The organism is Vibrio sp. S17_S38, from assembly GCF_014694375.1.
Taxonomy (GTDB): domain Bacteria; phylum Pseudomonadota; class Gammaproteobacteria; order Enterobacterales; family Vibrionaceae; genus Vibrio.
This window is the reverse complement of the sequence record NZ_JAAUWW010000013.1, coordinates 37,754-63,810: the sequence shown is the minus strand read 5'-3', so window position 1 is coordinate 63,810 and position 26,057 is coordinate 37,754. Positions and strand designations below refer to the sequence as shown.

At 38.6% G+C, this 26,057-nt stretch carries 19 protein-coding genes; 10 read left to right on the top strand and 9 right to left on the bottom strand.

Features of this window, described 5'->3' with window-relative positions:
- The first annotated feature begins 131 nt into the window (after positions 1–131).
- The 7 genes from HC725_RS11310 (at position 132) to fabV (ending at position 10,615) form a co-directional block, all read left to right on the top strand.
- Positions 132–806 (top strand): ABC transporter ATP-binding protein, encoded by a 675-nt coding sequence (locus HC725_RS11310; protein WP_190331928.1) that lies wholly within the window; start codon positions 132–134, stop codon positions 804–806.
- Positions 787–3,243, top strand: coding sequence for an ABC transporter permease (locus HC725_RS11305; RefSeq protein ID WP_190331927.1), 2,457 nt, complete (start codon positions 787–789; stop codon positions 3,241–3,243). The genes HC725_RS11310 and HC725_RS11305 overlap by 20 nt, the downstream gene beginning before the upstream one ends.
- Complete coding sequence (locus tag HC725_RS11300; RefSeq protein ID WP_190331926.1) at positions 3,240–4,355, top strand: lipocalin-like domain-containing protein; 1,116 nt, start codon at positions 3,240–3,242, stop codon at positions 4,353–4,355. The genes HC725_RS11305 and HC725_RS11300 overlap by 4 nt, the downstream gene beginning before the upstream one ends.
- A gap of 248 nt (positions 4,356–4,603) precedes the next feature.
- Complete coding sequence (nhaA, locus tag HC725_RS11295) at positions 4,604–5,767, top strand: Na+/H+ antiporter NhaA (RefSeq protein WP_446751366.1); 1,164 nt, start codon at positions 4,604–4,606, stop codon at positions 5,765–5,767.
- Positions 5,768–6,149: 382 nt separating this feature from the next.
- Complete coding sequence (locus HC725_RS11290; RefSeq protein WP_190331924.1) at positions 6,150–6,779, top strand: TetR/AcrR family transcriptional regulator; 630 nt, start codon at positions 6,150–6,152, stop codon at positions 6,777–6,779.
- Positions 6,780–6,887: 108 nt separating this feature from the next.
- Positions 6,888–9,182, top strand: coding sequence for an acyl-CoA dehydrogenase (locus HC725_RS11285; protein ID WP_190331923.1), 2,295 nt, complete (start codon positions 6,888–6,890; stop codon positions 9,180–9,182).
- 230 nt (positions 9,183–9,412) lie between these two features.
- Positions 9,413–10,615 carry an enoyl-ACP reductase FabV gene (gene fabV / locus HC725_RS11280; RefSeq protein ID WP_190331922.1) on the top strand — a complete coding sequence of 401 codons (1,203 nt, stop codon included), beginning with the start codon at positions 9,413–9,415 and terminating at the stop codon, positions 10,613–10,615.
- Positions 10,616–10,788: 173 nt separating this feature from the next.
- Here fabV and HC725_RS11275 read toward each other — a convergent pair whose 3' ends face one another.
- The 6 genes from HC725_RS11275 to HC725_RS11250 all read right to left on the bottom strand — a co-directional run bounded on the left by HC725_RS11275 (position 10,789) and on the right by HC725_RS11250 (position 17,714).
- A complete protein-coding gene (locus HC725_RS11275) occupies positions 10,789–12,471 on the bottom strand; it encodes an aspartate:alanine antiporter (protein WP_190331921.1) in 1,683 nt (560 codons plus the stop codon).
- A 308-nt stretch (positions 12,472–12,779) separates the two neighbouring features.
- Positions 12,780–13,043: a GrxA family glutaredoxin gene (locus tag HC725_RS11270; protein ID WP_190331920.1), complete on the bottom strand. Its 264-nt coding sequence runs from the start codon at positions 13,041–13,043 to the stop codon at positions 12,780–12,782.
- A gap of 115 nt (positions 13,044–13,158) precedes the next feature.
- Complete coding sequence (locus HC725_RS11265) at positions 13,159–14,019, bottom strand: MurR/RpiR family transcriptional regulator (RefSeq protein WP_190331919.1); 861 nt, start codon at positions 14,017–14,019, stop codon at positions 13,159–13,161.
- 305 nt (positions 14,020–14,324) lie between these two features.
- A complete protein-coding gene (panP, locus tag HC725_RS11260) occupies positions 14,325–15,989 on the bottom strand; it encodes a pyridoxal-dependent aspartate 1-decarboxylase PanP (RefSeq protein WP_190331918.1) in 1,665 nt (554 codons plus the stop codon).
- A gap of 114 nt (positions 15,990–16,103) precedes the next feature.
- Positions 16,104–16,631, bottom strand: a complete 528-nt coding sequence (locus tag HC725_RS11255) for a hypothetical protein (protein WP_190331917.1) — start codon at positions 16,629–16,631, stop codon at positions 16,104–16,106.
- A gap of 180 nt (positions 16,632–16,811) precedes the next feature.
- Complete coding sequence (locus HC725_RS11250; protein WP_190331916.1) at positions 16,812–17,714, bottom strand: lysine exporter LysO family protein; 903 nt, start codon at positions 17,712–17,714, stop codon at positions 16,812–16,814.
- A 464-nt stretch (positions 17,715–18,178) separates the two neighbouring features.
- Here HC725_RS11250 and HC725_RS11245 point away from each other — a divergent pair, with 464 nt between their 5' ends.
- Positions 18,179–18,772 carry a TfoX/Sxy family DNA transformation protein gene (locus HC725_RS11245; protein WP_190331915.1) on the top strand — a complete coding sequence of 198 codons (594 nt, stop codon included), beginning with the start codon at positions 18,179–18,181 and terminating at the stop codon, positions 18,770–18,772.
- Positions 18,773–18,880: 108 nt separating this feature from the next.
- Here HC725_RS11245 and HC725_RS11240 read toward each other — a convergent pair whose 3' ends face one another.
- Positions 18,881–19,432 carry a hypothetical protein gene (locus tag HC725_RS11240; protein ID WP_190331914.1) on the bottom strand — a complete coding sequence of 184 codons (552 nt, stop codon included), beginning with the start codon at positions 19,430–19,432 and terminating at the stop codon, positions 18,881–18,883.
- A gap of 308 nt (positions 19,433–19,740) precedes the next feature.
- Here HC725_RS11240 and HC725_RS11235 point away from each other — a divergent pair, with 308 nt between their 5' ends.
- Both HC725_RS11235 and serC read left to right on the top strand, forming a co-directional pair.
- A complete protein-coding gene (locus HC725_RS11235; RefSeq protein ID WP_190331913.1) occupies positions 19,741–21,006 on the top strand; it encodes a DUF945 family protein in 1,266 nt (421 codons plus the stop codon).
- 249 nt (positions 21,007–21,255) lie between these two features.
- On the top strand, positions 21,256–22,338 hold the full coding sequence (gene serC / locus HC725_RS11230; protein ID WP_190331912.1) for a 3-phosphoserine/phosphohydroxythreonine transaminase: 1,083 nt from the start codon (positions 21,256–21,258) through the stop codon (positions 22,336–22,338).
- A gap of 86 nt (positions 22,339–22,424) precedes the next feature.
- On the opposite strand, the gene cydC is transcribed toward serC, so the two are convergent.
- Together cydC and cydD are read right to left on the bottom strand one after the other, a co-directional pair.
- Positions 22,425–24,146, bottom strand: coding sequence for a heme ABC transporter ATP-binding protein/permease CydC (gene cydC / locus HC725_RS11225; RefSeq protein ID WP_190331911.1), 1,722 nt, complete (start codon positions 24,144–24,146; stop codon positions 22,425–22,427).
- Entirely contained in the window at positions 24,139–25,923 is a 1,785-nt protein-coding gene (gene cydD, locus HC725_RS11220; RefSeq protein ID WP_190331910.1) for a heme ABC transporter permease/ATP-binding protein CydD, read from the bottom strand. The genes cydC and cydD overlap by 8 nt, the downstream gene beginning before the upstream one ends.
- Between the last annotated feature and the right edge of the window lie 134 nt (positions 25,924–26,057).

Here is a 26,057-nt window from a genome sequence, read left to right as displayed (position 1 = left end):
TATATGTAGCTTTGATTAACTATTCAATTTTTTAAATGACCATACACTATTTCCCTTTGTTTAATAGGCTTTCTAAAGCAAGATAATTGGTGTAGATTTCCTCACGGATAAACGATAACGGCGAGAATGTAATGTTACAGCTTAAAAATCTTTGTAAAGGCTATATGGATGGGGGGGTATTTACTCCTGTTTTACAAGGGGCAGAGTTAGCATTAAATCGTGGCGATCAGTTAGCATTAATGGGTGAAAGTGGGTCAGGGAAAAGTACATTATTGAATCTTATCGCAGGTCTTGATTCTTGTGATTCAGGTGATATCTGGTTTTCTGATTTTCCAATGCACTCGGCCGCTGAAAGAGAACGAACGGCTTTTCGTCGTAATAATATCGGTCTTATATTCCAGCAGTTTAATCTCCTAACCACTCTTAATATTGCCGATAACATCCGATTCTGCCGTCAATTAAAAGGCTTACCTGAAGATCCTAAACTTTGGCGTCAAATATTGTCCTCGCTTGATCTTATGCCGTTACTTGGTCGTTATCCTGAAGAAGTGTCTGGTGGGCAACAGCAGAGAGCCGCGATCGCTCGTGCTTTATATATGGAGCCATCCTTGCTGCTTGCAGATGAACCGACTGGAAGTCTTGACGAAAAAAATGCAGAAGCGGTGATGCGCTTATTAATCAGCTTAACCACCAAAATGGATTGCACATTATTATTGGTCACGCACTCTGAAAGGGTGGCTTTGCATTTAGAAAACGGTTGTGTCCGTTTACAAGGAGGGCAACTCAATGTTATGGCCCGTAGCTAAAGCTCTACTTGGCCATTATCGTCGTCATCCTTTTCAAATATTATTAGTTTGGCTAGGGTTAACACTCGGCATTTCCTTATTGGTCGGGGTGCTTGCGGTTAACTACCACGCAAAACAAAGTTATGCTCAAGGCGAAAAACTTTTTTCTAATCCTTTGCCTTATCGTATTCAAACCAAACATTCAGGTAATAAGATCCCTCAAGGGCTTTATATTCAATTACGCCGTAATGGTTTTAATCAATGTGTACCTTTTGATACTTATCGTGTTTCGACAGAAAAAGGTACGCAACTTAATATTGTTGGTTTTGACCCTGTTTCTATGATGTCTTTTCGTTCAGGAAAACCACTTTCTGAAGTCGATATTCTTTCTTTGATGCGCCCTCCATATCCTGTATTGGTCAGTCGTCAGTTATCGACATATTTAGATCTTGATGATGGAGACTATATACCTCTTCATGGTGGGCAAACCTTAGGTCCGATAAAAGTAGATACCATGGAGCGGATTTCTGGTTCGCGTTTAGTGGTTGATATTGCGCTACTTCGTCAACTTAATCCAAGTGGTGGATTCGATATGGTGGCATGCAGTGCGATGTCTCCAGATAAGCTAGAGCGATTGCGAAAATTCTTGCCGCAAGGTATTTCGATGCATCGTAATACTCGGGTAGAGTTGGGAGCATTAACGAAAGCTTTTCATATGAACTTGACGGCAATGGGGATGCTATCCTTTTTAGTCGGCCTATTTATTTTTTATCAAGCAATGTCTTTGTCTTTTACTCAACGACAACCTTTAGTTGGACTTCTTCGTTTAACGGGAGTTTCAGGCTGGCAATTAACGAAAGCGTTATTATTAGAAATTAGTGGCTGGATTTTGGTTGGTTGGGTCAGTGGAACGATGCTAGGCCTAGAGCTTGCCAATAGGTTAATGCCATCAGTATCTGCCAGTTTAAGTGACTTATATAAAGCCGATGTTGGGTTAAAAATTGATTGGAACTGGGAATGGAGTCAATACAGTTTATTAATGTCTATTTTTGGCTGTCTATTATCTTGTGCATGGCCGTTGGTTCGGTTGGTTAGAACACAACCTATTCGATTGGCATCAAAGCTATCTTTGATTCGTTTTGCTGGCCGTGAATTTACATTACAAGCTATTTTTGCCTGTATTTGTATAGTAGCAGCGGTGGCTTTATATCAAACAACGAAATCTCAAGCAGAAGGTTTCACCCTGATTGCATTATTATTAGTGAGTGTCGGGTTGATGATGCCGTTTTTCTTATGGCGATTATTCTTAAGTTTTTCATTCACGATGCCTTGGGTCAAAGTGCGTTGGTTCTTTTCAGATCTTGGTGCGAGTTTAAGTTATCGCGGTGTGGCTGCCATGGCATTTATGCTGGCATTAGCAACCAATATTGGTGTGGAAACTGTTGTAGGAAGTTTTAGACAAACGACAGACCAATGGTTAGTTCAACGCTTATCCGCCGATTTATACATCACACCAACGATTGCTTCTTCTGCTCGAATTGGACAATGGTTGCCTCTTCAACCTGAAGTGAAAAATGTATGGTGGCGTTGGGAGAAATCGCTTCAAACGGATACTGGAAGCTTACAAATTGTGAGTTCGGGGAGCTCGGAAGGTGAGCAGACGGCTTTAACGGTTAAGCTTGCAGTACCCGATTATTGGGAGCATCTGCATAATTCTCGTGGCGTAATGGTCAGCGAATCGATGGCGTTGAAAGAAAACCTGCATCCAGGTGATCGTATTATTTTACCTGAACCCTTAGGGCATAATTGGCAAGTGCTCGGCATCTATTATGATTATGGTAATCCTTATAAGCAGGTCATTATCTCTGAACATATGTGGAGTAAGATTTTTCCTGAAGGGGGAAATGTCGCATTAGGGGTAGTATTGAATTCTAAAGTTAATACCCTTGATTTTACACAACGAATTGAGCATAGGTTTAGTCTCTCAACAGATCGTATTTATAACAATATGATGATGCATAATCAGGCTATGATGGTGTTTGATCAAACCTTTAAAGTTGCCGACACTCTAGGTAAGTTGACCTTATTTATTGCTATATTTGGATTGTTTTTTTCAACAGTAGCTGGTGAGATCTCACGGCAAAGGCAAGTCGCTTTATTACGATGCTTTGGTATTTCAGGAAAGGAATTAGTGCTACTTGGTGCTCTGCAATTATTGGTTATAGGGCTATTTACTGCTTTTATTGCATTGCCATTAGGCATTATTCTCGCTCAGTTAATGGTTGACGTAGTGTTGAAAAGTGCTTTTGGGTGGACAATGCAGTTGCAGATTTTACCATGGCAATATTTATCAACTTTTGCATGGTCATTATTGACCTTATTTATTGCAGGTGCTTGGCCAGTATGGTTAATGGTTAAAACGACACCTATGAAATTATTAAGGGGCTCATTATCATGACTAAGAAGCATTGGTTGTGTATTAAACTTGTGAGTTTGTCTGCTATTGTCGTATTTAGTCTATGGTTGCTTACCTATTTTTTCTTCCAACACCTAATCACTACCCAACCTGAATCAGCTATCAACTCAAATGTGAAGAAAGAAGCATTAATTTTTGAACCAGTCGTGCCTGGACAAGCAGTTTCTGTTGCAAGCGACATGAATGAGCACACTGGTTTTCATTATGAAACTTGGCATTATCGAGCGAATGTAAAAGGTTCTGATGGTAAAGACTATGGCATCCAATTTCTGGTTTATCGTGTTGCCAATAGCGATGAAAATGGTGTGGGGTGGCATAACACACAAATTTATACTGCTCAACTTGTTGTTTCAACAGGAGGAAAGTCATGGTCGCAGCAAAGAATTGCTAGAGGCGGTGTAGGACAAGCTGGTGTGTTTATGGATCCATTTCATCTTTGGATTGATAACTGGACGTTGCAATCACGCAATAATACTGCACTGCCAAATTATTTATCAGCACATACGGATGATTTTTCTGTTGATCTAAAATCAGAAGCTTACGGCCCTTATGTTTTACCTGGGGATAAAGGCTATAGCGTGCTGCATAATATCCCAGCTAAAGTGAGTTATAAGTTTAGTGCCCCTTTTTTAAGGACCAAAGGCACATTAAATCTTAATGGTAAAAGTGTGATGGTGCAGGGATTAGCGTGGATAGATAAAGAATGGGGTAATGATTTACTACCAGAAAATGGTTTCGAGTTAAATTCATTTTCTATTCATTTGACTGATGGTCGAGTATTAGTTTTAAATCAATATCACAAACAAGATCAAATGAAGTTCGTAACTGGCATGCTTGCCGATAGAAGCGGGTCTGTTACTAAGATCTCTAATGACGAAATTCGACTTTATCCTTTAGAGAATGCAACGCTTTTAAATGGTAAAACATTAGCACTTCGATGGGTAATCGAAATACCTAAGTACAATATTAGCTTAATCACTCAAACGATTGAAAATGAATTATGGTTGCCTTTTTGGATACCTTCTTGGGAAGGGCCGATTAAAGTTACTGGTAGTCATATAGGGGTTGGGTTTATGCGCTCAACATCGGAGTAAAAACTTAGATTCAACGTATAAATTATTTGAGTGTTTAATTACGGGGGAAAATTTAATCGGTTCATAATCACTTCATCAAATTTATTGTGCTATCAATATCGAATCATTCACATGTTAGATCGGAAAATCCGATCTGTAGGCTCCAAACAATCGATTTTTACTTATTCTAATGACTGATAGTATGAATACTTCTTTGACCTCATCTAAATAAGCTAGTCTTAAAGGAACAATAATTAATGAGTGGTAGTATGTTTAATTTTTTTAAAAAGGAATCGGCCAGTGGCATTATCTTAGTGATTGCGGCCGTACTTGCTATGTTTGTTGCCAACTCTGCTTTTAACGAAACGTACCAAGCAGCATTACATATTGATATTTTGGGTATGTCTTCTTCGCATTGGATTAATGATGGCTTGATGGCGGTATTCTTCTTATTAATTGGATTGGAAGTAAAACGTGAGTTATTGGAAGGTGCTTTAAAATCGAAAGAAACAGCGTTGTTTCCTGCGATTGCAGCCATAGGTGGAATGTTAGCTCCGGCTTTGGTCTATCTTGCTTTTAATGGTAATGATCCTATTGCCGTGAGTGGTTGGGCAATTCCTGCTGCAACAGATATTGCTTTTGCATTAGGTATTATGGCTTTGTTAGGTAGCCGTGTGCCTGTTAGTTTAAAAGTATTCTTATTGGCATTAGCGATCATTGATGATTTAGGTGTGGTCGTGATCATTGCATTGTTTTATTCAAATGATCTTTCAACTTTAGCACTATTGGTTGGCCTCATCTCAACCGCGGTATTGTTCGTAATGAATCTTAAGAATGTCACACAAATTCGCTGGTATTTATTGGTCGGCTTTATTCTATGGGTGAGCGTTTTACAGTCTGGTGTTCATGCAACTTTAGCGGGTGTCGTGATTGGTTTTACCATTCCTTTGAAAGGCAAAGAAGAACAAAGATCGCCATTAAAGCATTTAGAACATGCCTTACATCCATATGTGTCTTTTTTGATTTTGCCATTGTTTGCGTTCGCCAATGCAGGGATTTCGCTACAAGGTGTATCCATGAGCGGATTAACTTCAATGTTGCCACTTGGTATTGCGCTTGGTCTACTCGTTGGTAAACCTCTTGGTGTATTTAGTTTCAGCTGGATTTCTGTAAAGCTGGGTTTTGCCAAATTACCCGAAGGGATTAATTTCAAACAGATCTTTGCAGTATCAGTGCTATGTGGTATTGGCTTTACTATGTCTATATTTATATCGTCTTTGGCTTTTACCAATGTAGATGCAGCTTTTGATACTTATTCACGCTTGGGTATTTTGATTGGTTCTACAACAGCAGCAATTTTAGGTTATATTTTACTGCATATTTTCTTACCGAAAGATGAGCCGTCAAAAGCAGCATTATCAAAAGAAAAATAGTTATAACGACTTTAGGCATTCACGAAATAGATAAAAAAAAGCCCATATCAATTTGATGTGGGCTAAAACAATATAAGGGATTAAGTATGAAAAAATTACACTTTAGCTGAAATCGTTGAAAGTAATTATTTCTACTGTATATAACTAAATTCAATTTCTGCTTGTTACCTATTATAAGACTCAGTTTTTTTTATTCAGTTCCAATTTTTTGATGATTATTTTAACGCATTGAAATACATACCTAAATATCACCTTCTTTAATTTTTTATTCTCCACTTGTTGCATTTGTGATCTGAACGATAGTTTCAATTGTCTGTTCTACTCTAGAATTCAAACATCTGTTTAATACGGTTATTTGATTTTATTCTGGTGAAATATAGTAATGAGTCCTAAAAATATCACGAAAGCAAAAATAATGGATGTAGCGGAAGTGCTATTTGCAGAGCATGGATTTAACGATACATCACTGCGTACCATTACCACCAAAGCAAATGTGAATTTAGCATCGGTTAATTATCATTTTGGCGATAAAAAAACATTAGTACGAGCAGTACTGAATCGTTACTTAGAAGCCTTTATGCCTGAGCTAGAGAAGTCACTTCAATCTCTCAATCAAAAAAATGATTACAGTATGAGAGATGTTTTTAATACGTTAAGCGCACCTTTGATGTCTTTAGATAAAGTGCGGCCGAATGGGGCAAGTCGTTTTATGTTATTGACGGGTAGAGGCTATACCGATGTACAAGGACATTTACGTTGGTTTATCACGACACGATACAGCAGTGTATTGAACTTATTTACAGAATCGGTCAAAAAAGCGAGTCCTGGAATTGAACCTGAAACACTCTTTTGGCGTCTACACTTTACTCTAGGTACGTGTGTTTTCACTATGTCCTCGAGTAAGGCGTTAGCAGAAATTGCATTTAATTCCTATGGAAAAAAAGTGGATTCGGACGCTGTAATTCAACAGCTTATTCCTTTTTTAGCGGCGGGTGTTGCGGCTGATATTTAGGGTTAATAAAAACAATAATAAACGATGGGTATTGATACCTTATATTCGATATGGGCTAGCTGCGATTTAAGTTCATAACAATTAATAACGTGGAAAAAGGAATAGATTATGAGTTCTTTACGACAAAAATGGATTAGTGAACCAGCGTTTAAATGGTTTAAACAAGTTTTACCGCCGCTATCCAATACTGAACGTGAAGCAATGGAAGCTGGAAGTGTCTGGTGGGATGGTGAGCTATTTTCAGGGTCTCCTGATTGGCAAACATTACATAGTTATCCTAAACCGCAGTTAACCCCAGAAGAACAATCTTTTATTGATAATGAAGTTGAAATTTTATTGAACATGCTGGATGACTATAAAATTGTTCAACAAGATCGAGATATGCCGAAAGAAGTTTGGGACTATATTCGCCATGAAAAATTCTTTGCTTTGATCATAGGTAAGGAATATGGCGGTAAGAGTTTTTCTGCACATGCAAACTCTACCATTGTCACAAAAATTGCGACTCGTAGTATCAGTGCTGCTGTCGCGATTATGGTGCCCAATTCATTAGGTCCTGGAGAGTTGCTTTCCCATTATGGTACGCAAGAACAAAAAGATTATTGGTTGCCTCGTTTAGCTGATGGCACTGATATTCCGTGCTTTGCTTTAACAGGGCCTGAAGCTGGTTCTGATGCTGGTAGTATTCCTGATATTGGGGTTGTATGTAAAGGAATGCATGAAGGCAAAGAAGTATTAGGTATTCGTTTAAGCTGGAATAAACGCTATATCACGTTAGCGCCAGTGGCTACTGTTTTAGGACTGGCGTTTAAACTTGATGACCCTGATCACCTTTTAGGCGATAAAGAGCACCTTGGCATTACTTGTGCACTTATACCAACCAACCATGATGGTGTAGAAATTGGTGAGCGCCATGATCCACTTGGTTTGGCTTTCATGAATGGCCCAACACGTGGAGAAGATATTTTCATTCCTATGGATTGGTTAATTGGTGGCGCTGATTATGCCGGTAAAGGTTGGCGTATGTTGGTGGAGTGTTTATCCGCAGGCCGTGGTATTTCACTTCCTGCTCTTGGTACCGCAATTGGCCATTTAACCAGCCGTACTACCGGTGCTTATGCTTATGTCCGTAAACAATTTGGTATGTCGATTGGTAAGTTTGAAGGCGTTGAGGATGCGATGGCACGTATTGGTGGTATGACTTATATACTTGAAGCCGCGCGTACTTTAACTACTACCTCACTTGATATGGGGGAAAAGCCCGGAATTGTTACGGCTATTGCAAAATATCATATGACAGAAATGGGGCGTACGATATTAAATGATTCAATGGATATCCATTCTGGTCGCGCTATTCAAACTGGGCCTATGAATTATCTAGCCCACCATTATTATGGTGTACCGGTTGCTATTACGGTTGAAGGGGCGAATATTTTAACTCGTAACTTGATGATTTTTGGCCAAGGAGCAACGCGTTGTCACCCATTTGTATTACCTGAAATGGAAGCTGCTGCTAACCCTGATGAAGCCGCAGGGGCAAAAGAATTTGATAGTCTATTGTTTAAACATATGGGTTATGCGATCAAAAACAGTGTCGGTGCGTTTAGCATGGCATTAACAGGTTCTCATTTTGCAAAGTCTCAAAGCTCGGGTGAAACTAAGCGTTACTATCAACACATGACCCGATTGAGTAAAGCGTTAGCGGTGACAACTGATTTTGCAATGCTGACATTAGGTGGCGAGCTTAAACGCAAAGAGATGATTTCGGCACGTTTAGGTGATGCGTTAAGTTATCTATATCTAGGATCCGCCGTATTGAAACGTTTTGAAGATGAAGGACGTCAACAAGCAGACTTAGACTATGTACATTACGCTATGACACATTGTTTACACCAAGCATCTAAAGCCTTAGAAGAAGCATACAATAACCTACCCAACAAGATTGCTGCTAATCTTCTCAAGTTATTAGTTTTCCCACTAGGTAACCGTTTTAAAGTTCCAAGTGATCAACAAAAAAATAAGATAGCGACAAGTATGATGATTCCGGGAGCAGATCGTGATCGTTTAACTAGGTTGTGCTTTATTGGCGATGATGAGCACGACAGTGTAGGTCTTATCGAACGCGCTTTTGTTGCGATGTATGATGTCCGCCATTTAGAAAGAAAAGTACATACTGCTGTGAAAGATGGGAAATTACCAAAATCAGGGTTATTGAAAGATCGCCTTGAGATGGCTCTTGAACAAAAAATTCTGACTCAAGATGAGGTAAAAGAAATCTTAGCAGCAGATGAATTACGTTATCGCTCTATTCAGGTTGATCATTTTAGCCATGATATGAGTGAAATTCTCACCCATAAAAAATCAAATGGTAAAGCTGGGGAAAAACAGAATAGTGCAGCTTAGTAAAACTACAACGTCACTGAATGATTAAATAGCTAAACCTCAATTGTGAAATGATCTTAATACTTGGATTAATTGCAATTGAGGTTTTTTGTGTCTAATTTATAGGTTTCTTATGTAAAAGACTCAATACAGGTCTAACCACAAGCCTATTTTGGTAAAAAAAAGAGAAATAGGGTGCGAAAATGGGGATAAACTTTTATCCTACAGATGTTTTTTAAAGGAAGCTGAATATGATTATCAAACCTAAGATCCGTGGATTTATCTGTACAACCACTCACCCTGTTGGTTGCGAAGCAAATGTAAAAGAACAAATTGAATATACTAAAGCTCAAGGTCAAATTGCAAATGCACCAAAACGTGTATTGGTGGTTGGTTCTTCAAGTGGCTATGGACTTTCTTCTCGTATTGCTGCGGCATTCGGTGGTGGAGCATCAACTATTGGTGTGTTCTTTGAAAAAGCGGGCACAGAAAAGAAATCAGGCACTGCTGGTTGGTACAATTCCGCGGCTTTTGACAAGTTTGCAAAAGAAGAAGGCTTGTATTCAAAAAGTCTAAATGGCGATGCTTTCTCAAATGAAGCGAAGCAAAAAGCCATCGATTTAATTAAAGCTGATCTTGGCCAGATTGATATGGTGGTGTATTCATTAGCCTCACCAGTACGTAAAATGCCAGAAACGGGTGAAGTCATTCGTTCAGCATTAAAACCAATTGGTGAGACATACACGGCAACAGCTGTGGATACTAATAAAGATGTGCTTATTGAAGCGAGTGTTGAGCCTGCAACTCAAGAAGAAATTAATGATACTGTAACGGTAATGGGCGGACAAGATTGGGAATTGTGGATGTCTGCACTTTCTGATGCTGGTGTTCTGGCTGAAGGCTGTAAAACAGTGGCATACAGCTATATTGGTACAGAGTTAACTTGGCCAATTTACTGGGATGGCGCACTAGGCAAAGCAAAAATGGATCTCGATCGTGCTGCAACAGCATTGAACGAAAAATTAGCAAGCTTAAATGGTACGGCAAACGTTGCAGTACTTAAAAGTGTTGTGACTCAAGCAAGTTCTGCTATTCCTGTTATGCCACTTTATATTGCAATGGTCTTTAAGAAAATGCGAGAAGAAGGTGTACACGAAGGCTGTATGCAACAAATCTACCGCATGTTTAGTCAGCGTCTTTATAAAGAAGATGGTAGCGCTGCAGAAGTTGATGATACTAATCGTCTACGTTTGGATGACTGGGAACTTCGTGATGATATTCAACAGCATTGTCGTAACTTATGGCCTCAAGTGACAACTGAAAATCTTAAAGAATTAACGGATTACGTTGAGTATAAAGAAGAGTTCTTGAAGTTATTTGGTTTCGGTGTTGAAGGCGTTGATTACGATGCTGATGTGGCGACTGAGATTAACTTTGATGTCCAAGATATTTAATAGCCGTTATTAAAATTCGTGTTAATTAAATATGTAAAAGGCGCTCTTGAGAGCGCCTTTTTTATTTTTAAGTTTTATTGTTTTATAAGATTATTGTTTTATAAGATCGTATCTTAGCGATGATAAGCCTATAGATGAAAAGCAACGAGAGGGCTGCTCTTCAAAATGGTTGGCTAACTTAAGATAATTAATAGTGTTCCTGCCAGCGTCATTAAGATATTGGCAATAGCATAAGTTCCTGCGTAACCAAGTGCTGGAATGGTAGATTTAGCATACTCATTGACGACATCCATTGCAGGTGCACATGTTCTTGCTCCGATAATGGCACCAAATAATAAGGCGCGATTCATTTTTAATACATAAGCGCCAAAAAAATATGCACAAATAACCGGGACAACACTGACAATAAAACCAAAGCCTATCAGTTTAAGACCAACGCTATCTAGATACTCAAACATGTTGCTGCCCGCATTTAGACCAATGCCAACCATAAAAACCATGAGCCCAAGATCTTTCACCATATTTAAGGCTCCTTGTGGAACATAGCCGAAAGTAGGGTGATTAGCTCTCAAGAATCCTAGCATGATCCCAGCAATTAATAGACCAACTGCATTACCAAGTCCAAAGGTTACTTGGCCAAATGTCATCGTAATTAAACCAAATAATAAACCAAGAATAAAGAAGCAACAGAAGGCAAGTAAATCAGCAATTTGGCTATGGACAGAGATGAAGCCAATTCGTTCAGCAAGACCTAATACACGGCTTTTTTCACCACTAACTTGTAAAATGTCGCCTTTAGCCAACACGATATTTAAATCCATCGGCATTTCAATTTGGGCTCTAACAACACGACTTAAAAAACAACCATATTCTGCAATATTTAAATCAGAGAGTTTTTTACCAGCAATACTGTCACTTTTAACCACGATTTCTTCTTCTGCGATACGCAAATCGAGTAGGTTACGATCAAAGACTTCTTTACCGTTACGAAAACTAGGATCTAATCGAGCATGGCTATCTGGGTAGCCTACTAACGCAATTTCGTCACCGAGCTGTAAAATAGCATCGCCATCTGGGTGGGCGAGAATACCGTTACGACGAATACGTTCTATATAGCATCCTGTTTGACGGTAAATACCAAGCTCACGTAGATTTTTACCATCGGTCCAATCGATCAGCTCTTGTCCAACACGATAAGCTCGTATAATTGGTAGATAAACTTTACGTTGTCCTGCGCCACCTAAGCCTCGTTCTTGAGCAATACGCTGGGCTGAGTCACTTAAATTTTCTTTTTGCAATTTAGGAAGTAACTTGGCAAACAAGATCATGCTTATTAAGCCGATAAGATAAGATAAAGCATAACCAACTGAAAGATTCGCTAGGAGCGTTGATAGCTCAGAACCTTCTGGAATAGTTCCAAGGCCTGAATTTAATGCATCTTGCGCACCTACTAAAATAGGAGTTGCAGTCATTGAGCCGGCCATAATACCTGCAGAAAGGCCAAAATCTAAACCAAGAAGATGACCAAGCCCATAGGTTAGTAATAGGGCAGTGACGAGTACGACTAAACTTAAGAAAAAGTAATGCTTACCGTCGCGTAGGAAGATACCAAAAAAATTGGGACCAGCTTCAATTCCGACACAATAGATAAAGAACATGAAACCAATGGTTAAAGCTTCAGCATTAAAATGAAAACCCAGATGCCCCATTATCAACGCGGTGAGCAATACACCAATTGAGTTACCAAGTTGAAATCGAGCAATACGAATTTTGCCAATGGATAACCCAATAGCGAGCACAACGAATAGAAGGAGGATTGAGTTTTGGTCTAGCAGCGATGCGACGTCTATGTTCACAAGTTATCTCAGAAGAATATTTATATAAAACAAAAGATTAGGTTGGCATCAAGGCCAGATTACAATGATTCAAAGTATATGAATGATAAAACGAAGCTCGAATAAATAGTACTAATATACAACCCACGAACATACTTAATATCAACACTGGAAGTGTATAGGATAAAGGAGGATTAAATAAGAGGAAAAGATGATTTTTAGTATTTAATTTTGTTTATGGAATTTAGGTTACAAGCATGCATTAATTTGCATTAAAAACCCACCGAAGTGGGCTTTGTTTATTACAGAATATAATACATCGTTGCTTATTAGCTAAATAGGCCAAGGTTTGCTTTAGCGTAAGCTTCAAATTCAGTAAATCCACCAACATGATCTTGATCTACAAATATTTGTGGCACGGTTTCTACTGGCTTGCCTACTGTCTTTTCAAGATCAGCCTTTGAAATGCCTTCAGCGTGGATATCAACATAACGATAGTTAAAATCATCACGATCTTCTTTTAATTTATCGGCAAGATCTTTTGCACGGACACAAAATGGGCAACCAGGACGACCAAAAATAACGACAAACATGTTTCTCTCCTCTAACTTGAATGCGTTTACTATGCCTTAAGATAAAGTGGTTTTAAAGATGGTTTTAGCTTTTATTTTAATAGATAAAATCGATGAATGATTTTTATCTTATTCGTCACTCAGGAAACAGAGATGTTTTTTCGTAGCGTGATGTTTTTAATGCATCCTTTACTCGCTTTAAGTTTTCTCTGAACCCAGAACCACGACGCAGAGTAAAGCCAGTAGCTAGGACATCAATGACGGTCATTTGAACAATTCGACTTGCCATTGGCATGTATACATCAGTATCTTCAGGGACATCTAAAGAAATAGAAAGTGAACTGACTTGCTCTAATGGTGAACCTTTTGCTGTTATAGCAATAACAGTAGCCCCATTTTCCTTAGCTAAAAGTGCAATTTCAACTTGGCTTTTAGTTCTGCCTGTATGAGATATTAACACCACGACATCATTTTCTGAGCAATTAATACAGCTCATACGTTGCATGAGTGGATCGTCAAAACATGAAATAGGGATGTTGAAGCGAATAAATTTATTTTGGGCATCTTTTGCGACAGATGACGAGGCGCCAAGACCGAAAAAGGAAATTCGTTTTGCTTGAGTTAATAGATCAACCGCACGATTGATTTGAAAAGGGTCGATGGTATTTTTTGCTACATCAAGACATGCCATGGTGGATTCGAAAATTTTATGAGTATATGCATCAGGTCCATCTGACTCTTCTACATTACGATTAACGTAAGGCGTTCCATTAGCGAGGCTTTGTGCGAGATGTAGTTTAAAATCAGGAAAACCCTTCGTATCTAATCTACGGCAAAAACGGTTAACCGTTGGTTCACTCACATCCGCAATTTTGGCTAGCGTGGCTATGCTCGAATGAATAGCCGTTTGTGGTGCTTCAATAATCACTTCTGCCACTTTACGTTCTGATTTACTAAAGATATCGAGGTTTTTTTGAATTTTCTCTAATGTATTCATACTGCTTCTCAGAAAAGGTTTACCAGTATTAAGTCATAAGTAAATAATGTGAGTACTGGTTAATTAGGATCGAGTTAATTTTCGAAACCGACTAGATAAGTTTTATAACAGTAAGTATACCGATTGTGATTACAAAACCGGTCGATTTCCCTATGTTTATTATCAGAATATGACAAAGCTCAAATTTAATTACAGTTTTGGAAGTTTTTTAGGATTTTTAAAGGCAATAAAAAGTAAAAATGAAATTTTCTATGCTTTTTAGAAAGAAAATTTCATTTTAGAACGTAACCCAGTTTGTCTTTTAACTACAGGTTTTTAGATGAGTTCTTTTGCAAGATGCTTTGAGTAAGCTGCTGAATTTTAGGTAAAACCAATGGGCTAGTTTGTGCAATGGCTCGTTGTTCTTCAATGATCGAATGTAATATCTCGATGGTTGTTAGTGGGTTTGCTAATACAACCCTTAATACAATCGTTTCCATTCGCTGCCACTGTTCCGGTGTTAAGCGAGTACGAGAAACAAAGGAACGGCCATTCTCTCGCTGACTTTTTTGAATGAACTGTGTGAGTTCATTTAAATATTGATGGAGTATTTTTAACTCGTCAGCGTCCGCCAAACGTAATGCTCGTTGAGTATCTTTAGGTATATAGCGGTAAGTGAGTAAGCATAATTCAGGTTCGGAAATTAACTCAAAATCGTCCTGCTTTTTAATGAGCTCAGCAAAATAATGGGCTTTTTTAATACTTTCATTAATTAACAGCTCATAACCTGGTCGACTAATAATATGCATACTTGAATAAACTAACATAGCCATGCCAGAGCGTGAACCCTCCAAGGTATGAGAGCCTAAATCTTTTGAGCCTTTACGTAGAATATATTCGGCATGGTGTTCAATGGAATGCATGGCGGTAGGATCTTTAAATAGAACCATACCAGCACCCATTGGAATATAAAGCTGTTTGTGGGCATCAATCGTGACAGAATCTGCAAGCTCAATGCCTTTGAGTAAATGGCGATGTTGATTTGACATTAAGGTTGCGCCACCCCAAGCTGCATCAACATGAAAATGACATTGCTCACGTCTTGCTATTTCGGCAATTTTATCTAAGGGATCAATATTGCCAGTTTCTGTCGTGCCAGCTACACCAATAATGGCAAAAGGTTTGATGCTTTGAGCTTTGAGTTGTTGGATTTTTTCATCCAAGGCTAATGGGCAAATACGATTATGTTGATCTGCTTTTATTGGGATAAGATTTTGCTGTCCAATGCCTAATACATCAGCGGCTTTTTTTAATGAATAATGCCCACGCTCGGAAACAAGAATAGCCATGCCTTTATAGCCATAGTGCATCATGGCATTAAATAATCCTTCTTTTTCGACGCCTTGAAAATGTCCATCGGCTTTTAATGCATTATTACGTGCTACCCAAAGGGCTGTAATGTTTGCAATCGTACCTCCAGAACAGAAAGCACCTAGTGAATGTTGTGCACTGTGCATCCACTGTTGATAGAAATGTTCATTTTGCGTATAGATTAAGCGATGCAGCATTCCTAGTACTTGACGTTCTAATGGCGTAAATGCTTTTGATGTTTCAATTTTTACTAAATTTTGGTTAAGCGCAATCATGATTTTTGATAGCGGCATTAAGAAATAAGGCAGGGCGGAAGTCATATGACCAATAAAACTTGGGGCAGACGTATGCACGGAATGAGAAACTACAGTATCTAATAGATGTTGTGTATGTTCAGATACAAACGTTGGCTGCTCAGGAATAGCGGCATCCGAAAAATCCTTTTCGATCTCTGATAGAGGCTTTTCTTCCGCAACAATATGTTCACGCAAAAATGCATTTAAATTCTGTGAAAGTTTTTGTTCTATATTCCCTAGAGTCGAGTCGGGAGCTTCTGGGACGGTAAAAATCCGTAATAAGCTTTCAAAGTTAACATCTACGATTCTGTCTTCGGATCCCATAAACGGCTTTCTTTAAATAGTAAAATTGAGCGAAACAATTTAGCTGAAAAATTCTGAAAAGTCTCGCCAGATATTAAGGTATTAACCACGAGAGTATTTGTTATCAAAGAATGGTTATTGGCAAACAATATCATTCGTTTTTTCTATCGCTTGGTTATATTTATCTAAAGCGGGGTTGATATTACTTGGATGACTTAATAATTCAGCAAAAGCCGATCGTAATTCATAGTTCATTTTATTGGGCGGAGCTTGGCGGTCATTAAATGTTGTTTTGGCGATTTTTCCGAGTTCATCATTACGTTGAGCAAGTTGCTTGATCTCTGGCTGGGTTAATTTTAACCAAGACTCTACCGGTTCCTTAACTGCAACCTTGGCCGGATCATTTGCTAAATAATAATGAACAGCGGCGCGATTTAACTCAAAGTGATGAGTACGTCCTTCTAAAAACCATTCCCCAACGTTTTTTAATTGAGGGTTTTGTTTGGTTGTAATAGAAACTAGATCTTGATACCACTCTAAAGAGGTTGCGATATAAGCATCATATTTATCATTTAAGCATTGAGAAACAGGCGTAGTGCTGGCCATCGCAACACTTGAGAAACCTGAGAGGGTAAGAATAAGCGCAATAACTGGTTTCTTCATGTTCTATCCTTGAATTATGACTATAAAACAGCCACCTAATAATATTGTCGCATTATTGTAAAGATAAGAAGGTGAGAAGCCAGATATTCTAGTTTTGGTGCGCTCGCTTTGTGATCTGGGGGTTATTTAACAATTGTTTAGTCTGAGATCACAATGTTTTAATCCAAAATTACAATGCATTCACCCCAGAGATACAAAAAATAAGATAAAAACAGGCACTAATAAACTAAGAATAAAACCACTAACAATCGCAATTGGAACACATTTCACACCGCCAGTACTTTGTATTATTGGTAACGTAAAGTCTAATGACGTTGCCCCTGCATAACCAATAGAGCAACATGGATAGCGACGAATAAACATTGGAATGGCCATTAATGCCACTAACTCTCTTAGTAATTCTAAGAAGAAAGACGCGCCTCCATATACAGGGCCGTAAGCATCTCCCATTAGTATTCCTGCCAATGAATACCAGCCAAAACCAGATGCCATAGCTAGAGCGTTAGTCAAAGGGATATTCAATATATATGCAGCAATTAACCCACCACACCATGATGTTAATACGACCACGAGAGCAATGATCATTCCGTGTTTGTTTAATAAGATTTGCTTGAGGGTTAAGCCACTATTACGAAGTTGGATACCAATTAAAAGCAACAACAAAAGTAAAATGCTTTCACTAGCACTGCCAACATAAGGTAATTTGAAAGGTAAGGACAAGCCAACGAATAAACCGGCACCAACCACTAAAATTAACTTTGCTGATTCTAATGCCATCAAATAAGTCGGTAGGGTTTTTGCTTTGCTGCCGGCTTCAATAGGCATTATTTTATCTATTAAAGGTAAGCTGGCTAAATTGCAGAAGCTAATCGCAAAAAAGAATGTTGCAGTATATAAGGCGATAGTTTGTAAATTAGCACCGAGATCGTCTAAAGCAGAAAGACTTAGACCCATCAAAAATAAAATGACATAAATAAGCTGAGATACGGTTTGGTTAATACGGCCTAGCCAATGCTCACTTTTTAAAACAATAAAATAACCGATAATCAATGGTAAGAATATTAGGAAAACACCAGAATACATAAAGGCCTCGGGTTATATGATAAATGACGTACATTTTATGCGAGACATCATAGCCTAATGATTATGCATCATAAAGATGAATTCATTTTGTGAGTGTAGAATTATATTCTATAGGTATTTTTTTATAGTGGTAGAGAGGTAACTTTTTTCTCGACGATTGTTATTTGTTCATATTGGTTGTTTTATTGTCAATGAATTGGTGTTTATGGTTATATTTTGCGACTGACATATCATTTTTTGTGGTTTTAAATCCTTTCGATGTGAGCTGCGCACTTACTTAATTTTCCTCATGAAGTATCATTTGAATTAGAAGTCAGGCATAAAAATGCTAATAAATAAGATGTGATTTTTATACTTGGAAGTACTTTTTATATTAGTTGTATATAAGGATATTTTGCTCGAAAGCCATTATATGGCACTTGTGGATTGATCGGGGGGTTAGTCATAAGTATGGAGGTTTTACAATGGGCACTAGCATGGAGCTGGCATTTTTTGAATACGTAACCAAGTTTGGAATATTTCAAAAACGGTCAATGTTTGGGGGTATAGGTTTATTTAGCGATGATGCGATGTATGCATTAATTTCAGGTAATGTCATTTTCATCCGCGGCGGTGGAGATTTAGATAGCTTTCTGAAAACTAAGGGGTGCAAGCGCTATAAACATGTAAAAAAACAGACAGTAGCAACAGTTAATTATTTTGATGTCACCGAATTGTTTGCCGAGAGAGATGATTCTTTAGACCATTTAATTTATTCATCTATCGAGTATTCTAAGCAAGAGAGAGCATTTCAAAAATCAGAGGAAAGTAAACGTCTTCGTGATTTGCCTAATATGCAATTAACACTAGAACGTATGGTGAAGAAAGCAGGAATACCGGATGTGAGTACATTTTTAAACTTAGGTCCGGAAGATGTATTTCAGCGTGTCAAAGACACTTACGGTGGTGATGTGGATATTCGCTTATTGTGGAAATTTGCAGGTGCGGTAGACGGATGTCATTGGAAACTTATTCAAGAGCCTAGAAAGCAACAACTTTTATCCAATGTTCATCATTAACGATTAGTTTTAGAGCATATTTGCTGATATACAAAAAATGCCTCGTTCTTTTTAAGTCCGAGGCATTTTTATATCGAAAATGTTTAACACTAACATTTATTGTTTTGATTAAAACTTAAAGCGAGTTGTCACCATTAATTGGTCACCATAAATGTAGTTTAATTTACCTTCCAGACCGATTGAGAATAATTCAGTAGCATGAAAGCGACCAAAGATTGTGCCGTATACATCATCAGTATCGTCATTATTGTTAATTTTGTAATAACCTAATTTACCACCAAGCTCAAACTGTGGACCCATCCATTGTCTGATTCCTAGGTTAACTTCCATGCCAGTATCGTTATCGAATTTTTTACGGTCATCAACGACTTTTAAAAGCATCTCACCATTGATATCAGTCCAGTTCGTTACTGGTGCGTGGAACCCCAGACCTGCAGATAGATCGTAATCATTATCAAACTCCGAATCTACAGAGATAATTGCGTGGGCATTAGGGTGGATGGATTTACTGAGGCTAGCACCAAAGGTCATTGGGCTAAGTCCGATACGAGCATCTACATAATCGTAGTTAAAGTTACTCATATTAGCTGTCGAGTTGCTATCAGCGAGAGCTGAAGTAGAAGCCAGTACTAGGCCAGTTAAAATCAATGATTTGCGCATGTTCAAGAAAGTCCTTTCTGAATACGGTCTAAAAAGTGTTGCGAAAATGAGGGTGTTCGAGTCATCATCAAATGATCTGACCATTAAGCTGATATCATCAAACTATTCATCGTGTGTGGCTAAATTACCAAAATTCATCCGGTTATTAAATGATTTAGATAAATATTTACATTTAACTCACCATAATTTGAAGATAACGGGTATCTTTTCATCAAACATGATCAACTTTAGCTTTTATTTGATAAATAATGGCAAGTACAATTGATGTAATATAGGTTTATTCATATTTACTACTCACAAGGATTACAATGAACAGTTTGAAAAAATTCGCAGCCGTTGGTGGCGTGATCGCAATTGTGGCATGTTGGCCGTTAGCCGTTGGACAAATTGCGCAAACCGTTATTTCAGACGGTATAAAGAAATTAGATCAGAAAGAAGTGAAAGTAGAATTAGTTTCTTATGAACGAGGTTATTTAAACTCAACAGCAAAAACTAAAGTTACGGTTATTGACCCTGTTATGAAACAACAGTTAGAGCTGAATGGCTTTCCAACCAGCATGGTGTTTGATAACAAAATTAAACATGGTTTAATTTCAATTGAAACAAATAGCCAAGCTGAAGATTTTTCTCTATTACCACTTAAAGCTCATTCGGTGACGCAATTTAATGGATCGACGTCGATTAATCTGCAATCTGAATCATTTGTGGCTAACTTCTCACATGATGATAAGTCGACATTAACGATTGCACCAATGACATTGAATGTAGATTTAGACTCTGACGGACATGTTAAATTTGATTATAACGTAAGTTCGTTTATTGGTAGCTTTGCTAATGGTGAATTGCTTAAAGTTGATAATATCATTGGAGCTGGAGAGGGTTATAAAGAACAAGGTTTTTGGTTTGGGCACCAAGAAGTCGGTATTGAAAATGTTAAAGCATTAGATTCAACTGGTAATGAGTTGTTCAATCTCCATAAATTTAATTATGTTTTTGATACAGATGAAAACGACAAAAAAGAAACTTTTAATAGTCATCATAAGGTAAGTGCTGACAGTTTAGATTTTGAGTCAGACAAGCTAACTGATCTTGGGATGGAGTTTTCGTTTAATAATATCGATAAATCCTCTTTTACTGAGCTTTTATCGGTATATCAACAGCATGGGCAAGCACTTTCTAATCAAGATATGAAAGTGGCGATGCAGCATGTTGATACACTATTCCAAAAAGGTTTTTCTATTGCTTTGAATAAAATTAAAGTCACTATTCGTAAAGGCAAGTTTAATGGTAATTGGACTCTGAACTTACCAGCCAGTGCGGAGCAAGTGTCTAAAAATTCAACCGCAGTATTTAACAGTGTAACAGGGGATACCCATTTCTATGTTTCCAATGAAATGGTAGATCAATTCCCATTTATTGAAGCGGGTTTAGATAATTTCATCCAGGAAGGTATGATGACTAAGAAAGACGATGGTTATTATATTGATGGTAACGTCGTAAACGGAAACATTGAATTTACTGGTGGGCATAAAGTACCAATGTTTATGCTATTTGCACCATTTTTAATGCGATAATTTAGTCTGTAATAGAATATTTCTATTGTTGCTGAGGGGCCTTATCCTCAAAAATAATATCTAATAAAGTTAAGTAAGAGGCCATTATGGCCTCTTTTTTTATGACAGATGAAAAAGGTATTTTGTACTCATTGTAAAAAGTGGTATTACTGTATATCTAAGTGAGACAGAGATGGTTGGAATGATGAACCAGAAGGCATTACTTAGGCCTATCTTTCAATAAATTATGCAGCAGGAGCAAATTCAATCATGGAACCAATCTATAACTTTAGTGCAGGCCCCGCAGCCCTTCCAAAGCCAGTTATGCAACAAGCTCAAAGTGAATTTGTTAATTGGAATGGTCTTGGCACATCCGTTATGGAAATTAGTCACCGCAGTAAGCCCTTTTTAAAAGTTGCGGCTGAAGCTGAACAAGATCTACGTGACTTATTGTCTATCCCTTCTAACTATAAAGTTCTTTTTTGCCAAGGCGGGGCTAGAGCTCAGTTTGCGGCTGTTCCTATGAACTTGCTGGGGAGCTGTAAATCTGCAGACTATATTGATGGTGGATACTGGGCGGAAAGTGCCATTGAAGAAGCCAGTAAATATTGCCAGCCTAATGTGATTGACGCCACTGTTGAAATTGATGGTAAAAAAGCCATTATTCCTGCGGCTCAATGGCCATTATCTGATGATGCTGCTTATGTCCATTTTTGTCCAAATGAAACGATTGATGGTATCGAGATTAATGATCTCCCGGTAACGGATAAACCTATTGTTGCAGATTTATCTTCGACTATTTTGTCGCGGAAAATTGATGTCTCTCAATATGGCGTGATTTACGCGGGTGCTCAGAAAAATATTGGCCCTGCTGGTATCTGTATTGTTATTGTACGTGATGATTTATTGAATCTTGCGGCTGAAACATTACCAAGTATTTTAAGTTATAAAGTACTGGCCGAGAAAGAATCCATGTTTAATACACCGCCAACTTATGCGTGGTATTTATCCGGTTTGGTTTTTAAATGGCTTAAAGCTGAAGGAGGAGTAGAGGCGATTGAGAAGGTGAATCGAGCAAAAGCAGAAGTACTTTATGGTTATATTGATCAGTCAGCTTTTTATCGAAACATGATCCACCCCAACAACCGTTCTCTAATGAATATCCCATTCCAATTGGCTAAGCCAGAACTCGATGGATTATTCTTAGAGCAAGCCGAACTGCGTGGTTTGCAAGCATTAAAAGGGCATCGCGCTGTTGGTGGGATGCGAGCTTCTATTTACAATGCAATGCCATTAGAGGGTGTTCAAGCTTTGGTGGACTTTATGAAAGAGTTTGAACAAACCAATGCATAGTTTCACTTATTAATATTGAGCTTATAACTAACGCCTAATAAAAAACCGCCAAATTGGCGGTTTTTTATTAATGAGTAACGGAAAGATTATAATCGTTGGTGCAAGCGATGATATAGGCCTTCTTGAGCAATGAGTGCTTTATGGGTTCCTAGCTCGACAATTTCACCCTGTTCCATTAATCCAATCGAGTCCATGGCTTCAAGGCCAATTAATCGATGCGTTACGAATATAACCGTTTTATCCACCGAATGTTTTCCGAGCAACTGCATGATTTGTTGTTCAGTTTGTTTATCTAAACCTTCTGTTGGTTCATCTAAAAGTAATATCGGTGAATTATGTAAAATAGCGCGTGCAATACCTATTCTCCGTTTTTCACCACCAGATAATTGGCGACCGCCATCACCTAACCAAGCCTCAAGACCATTACCATTACTCAAATGACTGAGTCCTACTTCATGTAAAATAGTGTCTAGTTCTTGATCGCTAGCATCAGGTTTTGCTAAATGTAGGTTATCTTTTAACGTACCATTAAGAATATCAACACGTTGGCTCACGACCGAGATATTTTGACGTAATCCTTTTTCTGTCCACAGTTGAATCGGGTGCTCACCAATCGATAACTCCCCAGTTGTTGCGTCAATCTGTCTGGTCAATAGTTGCAATAAGGTTGACTTTCCTGAGCCGGTTTGACCGACAATCGCCATTTTTTGCCCAGCCTGAAGTTGAATGCTGATATTGCTTAAGGCGTGCTCTTTACTGTCTTGATACTGAAAGCTTACATTATTGAGCTGAATGCTAGCTTGCTGGCAACTGTCAGTACCTGATTGAGGATAAATGATATCAGGTGTTGCAGTTAGAACTTCATTTAACCGACGAGCAGATTCTACCGTTTGGCCGAGGTATTGGAACGCGCCAGCAATTGGCATTAATAACTCAAAACATGCCATAGTGGCAAAAGCTAACATTGCAACCATTGGGCCCGGAGGCTGACCGTTCATACCATCAGCTGCCATCCAAATAATTAATACCATTGTCCAGCCATTCGCCAGTAAAAGCAGGGCACTTGCAAGACCAGTTAAATTAGCATTCTTCAATTGGTTTCTGAGCAATTTATCTTGATGATCTGTGATTGCTTGGCGGTATCGAGGTTCTGCACCAAATAATACAAGCTCGCTATGTCCTTGGATCCAATCTAATGTGGCAATACGCAGTTTGGCTTTATTTTGAGTTAAATGAGTCCCGTTATGTTTACCCAGTTTGTAGAACAACACTGGCCAAACTAAAAGCAGCGTGAGTAATATTCCCCCTAAGGTTAATCCGATCGTCATATCGAACCAGCATAAGAAGACTGTAAGCGCGATAATTCCGAGCGTTCCGACAATTATAGGGCTGATTAATCGAAGGTAGACATGATCCATTGCATCGACATCGGCAACTAGTCGATTTAATAAGTCGGCATCACGTAGTTTTGAAAAACGACCAGGAATGAGTGGGGTTAATTTTTTGAAGAAGAAAATTCGTAAATCAGCCAAGAGTTTAAAAGTCGCATCGTGACTAACAACACGCTCGCCCCAACGGCCAGCCGTTCTTCCCATTGCGAAACCACGAACGCCACCACCGGGTAACATGTAATTGAAGGTTTCTCTTGCAATGGTTAAGCCTGCAACTGAAGCCGCGGCAATAAACCACCCGGATAAAGTTAATAAGCCAATAGAAGCTACCAACGTTGCAAAAGCCAATAGCATTCCAAGTGATAGGCTAAACCAATGCTTTTTATAAAGCTTGAGATAAGGTGCTAACTCACGCATCTAAATTCCCCTTATTCTCACTGTCTATTTGTTGTTTTGAAGACAGCATTTGTGCAAATAATCCAGAATGTTTGATCTCATCATAATGGCCGCTTTGAACTATTTTTCCTGATTGCATCACCAGAATATTGGCTACCTGCTTCAGATGTTCAAGTTGATGAGTCACCATCAAGGTTGTCGTGTTTTTCGTGTTGTTGTCTAGCGCTCTCATTACAAGATTTTCACTATGAGCATCTAGACTGGCTGTTGGCTCATCAAGTAGCCAAAAACTGCCTTGTTGTAGCATGGCACGAGCTAAGGCCAATCGTTGCGCTTGACCAACAGATAGACCTCCAGAGCGATCGCTGATGTGATAATCCAGGCCATGTTTGTAAACAAACTCGTCAGCAAAGGCATCCTTTAATACTTTAGAAAGTTGCTCTTCACTGATGTCATGCTGACCGAGCGTAATATTTTCGTAAATACTACCGTTAATCAATAACGGATTTTGACCAACCCAGCTGATGTTCTTGCGCCAATCTTTAAGGTTGAGTTCTTTTACTTCGATTCCATTGATGGTTAATGATCCGGTGTAAGGGAGAAAACCTAAAATAGCGTTGATTAAGCTAGTTTTTCCCGCCCCACTTGGACCAACAAGCGCAGTGGTTTGATTGGCATCTATTACGAAAGATACGGGACCTAATAATTGAGTTTTTTCTGAGCTGAAAACGACAAGATCAGTGGCGGATATAATGATGCTTTTTGGTGATGGCAGGACAGTTGAACCAGACTGAGCTGCTTCAACGTCTGCTTCTAGGAACTCAACTAAGCTTTCTGCTGCTCCTAATGCTTGAGCTTTAGCATGGTAATAAGTGCCTAAATCGCGTAGCGGTTGATAAAACTCAGGGGCGAGAACTAAAACAAACAAACCGGTAAATAAGGTAATACTTGCACCGTAGTAACCAAAGTTAAGTTCACCAATATAACTAAAACCAAAATAAACGGCTGTAATAGCAATGGAAATAGAAGTGAAAAATTCTAGAACGGCAGAGGATAAGAAGGCGATTCTTAGTACATCCATCGTGCTTTTACGCAATACATCTGAAGCGCCACGAAGTAATTCAGTTTCAGCTTGAGCGCGATGGAAAAGACGAATAGTCGTCATTGATTGTAAGCGATCATAAAAATGACCAGATAGGCGTTGAAGCGCTTTAAAATTCTTTTTGTTTGCATCTGCAGCTTTCATTCCAGCTAATGCCATGAAGAGTGGTACCAGTGGCGCAGTAATTAAGAATATAAGCCCTGCAGCCCAGTTGGATGGAAATACGACGACAAGGATAATGAATGGAATAAAGACCGCTAAAGACATTTGCGGTAAATAACGAGAGAAGAAATCTTGCATCTCTTCTACTTGTTCAAGCAATAAGGTTGCCCATGTACCAGCCGGTTTACCCTTAATATACGCGGGGCCTAAATCTCGAAGTTTGTCTAAAATTTGCTGACGAATATAGATTCGAACATATTCACCACAGCGATAACCAGTAATTTCTTTACCCCAAGTACAGACTGCTCGCCCAACAATCATTGCTGCTAGACCGATAAATGAAGGGATTAATTGATGCTTATCAACATGCTCTATAATGATTTGATGGAGAATTGAGGCAAGAAGACCTGCTTGTCCAATTAAAAATAAAGTAGAGATGACTCCAAGAGCGATCGTGGCACTTAACCACATTTTAGCCAGCTTACCTTGCTGCTTTAGCCACTGGTTTAAATGACGTCTTTGTTGTTTATCCATGTAAGACTGATTCCCATCTAAATGAGTATGTGTTTAAAAAACGCATACATAGAATAAGCCCGGAGAGTTGACACCGAACTTATTAATCGAATGGTGTTGATTGTGAGCTAGGGACTACCATGCTCGATAAAGAA

Excerpts from the sequence above, each read along its gene's own strand:
- HC725_RS11310 (WP_190331928.1), top strand. The coding sequence starts at position 132 with ATGTTACAGCTTAAAAATCTTTGTAAAGGCTATATGGATGGGGGGGTA.
- HC725_RS11305 (WP_190331927.1), top strand. The coding sequence starts at position 787 with ATGTTATGGCCCGTAGCTAAAGCTCTACTTGGCCATTATCGTCGTCAT.
- HC725_RS11300 (WP_190331926.1), top strand. The coding sequence starts at position 3,240 with ATGACTAAGAAGCATTGGTTGTGTATTAAACTTGTGAGTTTGTCTGCT.
- nhaA (WP_446751366.1), top strand. The coding sequence starts at position 4,604 with ATGTTTAATTTTTTTAAAAAGGAATCGGCCAGTGGCATTATCTTAGTG.
- HC725_RS11290 (WP_190331924.1), top strand. The coding sequence starts at position 6,150 with ATGAGTCCTAAAAATATCACGAAAGCAAAAATAATGGATGTAGCGGAA.
- HC725_RS11285 (WP_190331923.1), top strand. The coding sequence starts at position 6,888 with ATGAGTTCTTTACGACAAAAATGGATTAGTGAACCAGCGTTTAAATGG.
- fabV (WP_190331922.1), top strand. The coding sequence starts at position 9,413 with ATGATTATCAAACCTAAGATCCGTGGATTTATCTGTACAACCACTCAC.
- HC725_RS11270 (WP_190331920.1), bottom strand. The coding sequence starts at position 13,043 with ATGTTTGTCGTTATTTTTGGTCGTCCTGGTTGCCCATTTTGTGTCCGT.
- HC725_RS11265 (WP_190331919.1), bottom strand. The coding sequence starts at position 14,019 with ATGAATACATTAGAGAAAATTCAAAAAAACCTCGATATCTTTAGTAAA.
- panP (WP_190331918.1), bottom strand. The coding sequence starts at position 15,989 with ATGGGATCCGAAGACAGAATCGTAGATGTTAACTTTGAAAGCTTATTA.
- HC725_RS11255 (WP_190331917.1), bottom strand. The coding sequence starts at position 16,631 with ATGAAGAAACCAGTTATTGCGCTTATTCTTACCCTCTCAGGTTTCTCA.
- HC725_RS11250 (WP_190331916.1), bottom strand. The coding sequence starts at position 17,714 with ATGTATTCTGGTGTTTTCCTAATATTCTTACCATTGATTATCGGTTAT.
- HC725_RS11245 (WP_190331915.1), top strand. The coding sequence starts at position 18,179 with ATGGGCACTAGCATGGAGCTGGCATTTTTTGAATACGTAACCAAGTTT.
- HC725_RS11240 (WP_190331914.1), bottom strand. The coding sequence starts at position 19,432 with ATGCGCAAATCATTGATTTTAACTGGCCTAGTACTGGCTTCTACTTCA.
- HC725_RS11235 (WP_190331913.1), top strand. The coding sequence starts at position 19,741 with ATGAACAGTTTGAAAAAATTCGCAGCCGTTGGTGGCGTGATCGCAATT.
- serC (WP_190331912.1), top strand. The coding sequence starts at position 21,256 with ATGGAACCAATCTATAACTTTAGTGCAGGCCCCGCAGCCCTTCCAAAG.
- cydC (WP_190331911.1), bottom strand. The coding sequence starts at position 24,146 with ATGCGTGAGTTAGCACCTTATCTCAAGCTTTATAAAAAGCATTGGTTT.
- cydD (WP_190331910.1), bottom strand. The coding sequence starts at position 25,923 with ATGGATAAACAACAAAGACGTCATTTAAACCAGTGGCTAAAGCAGCAA.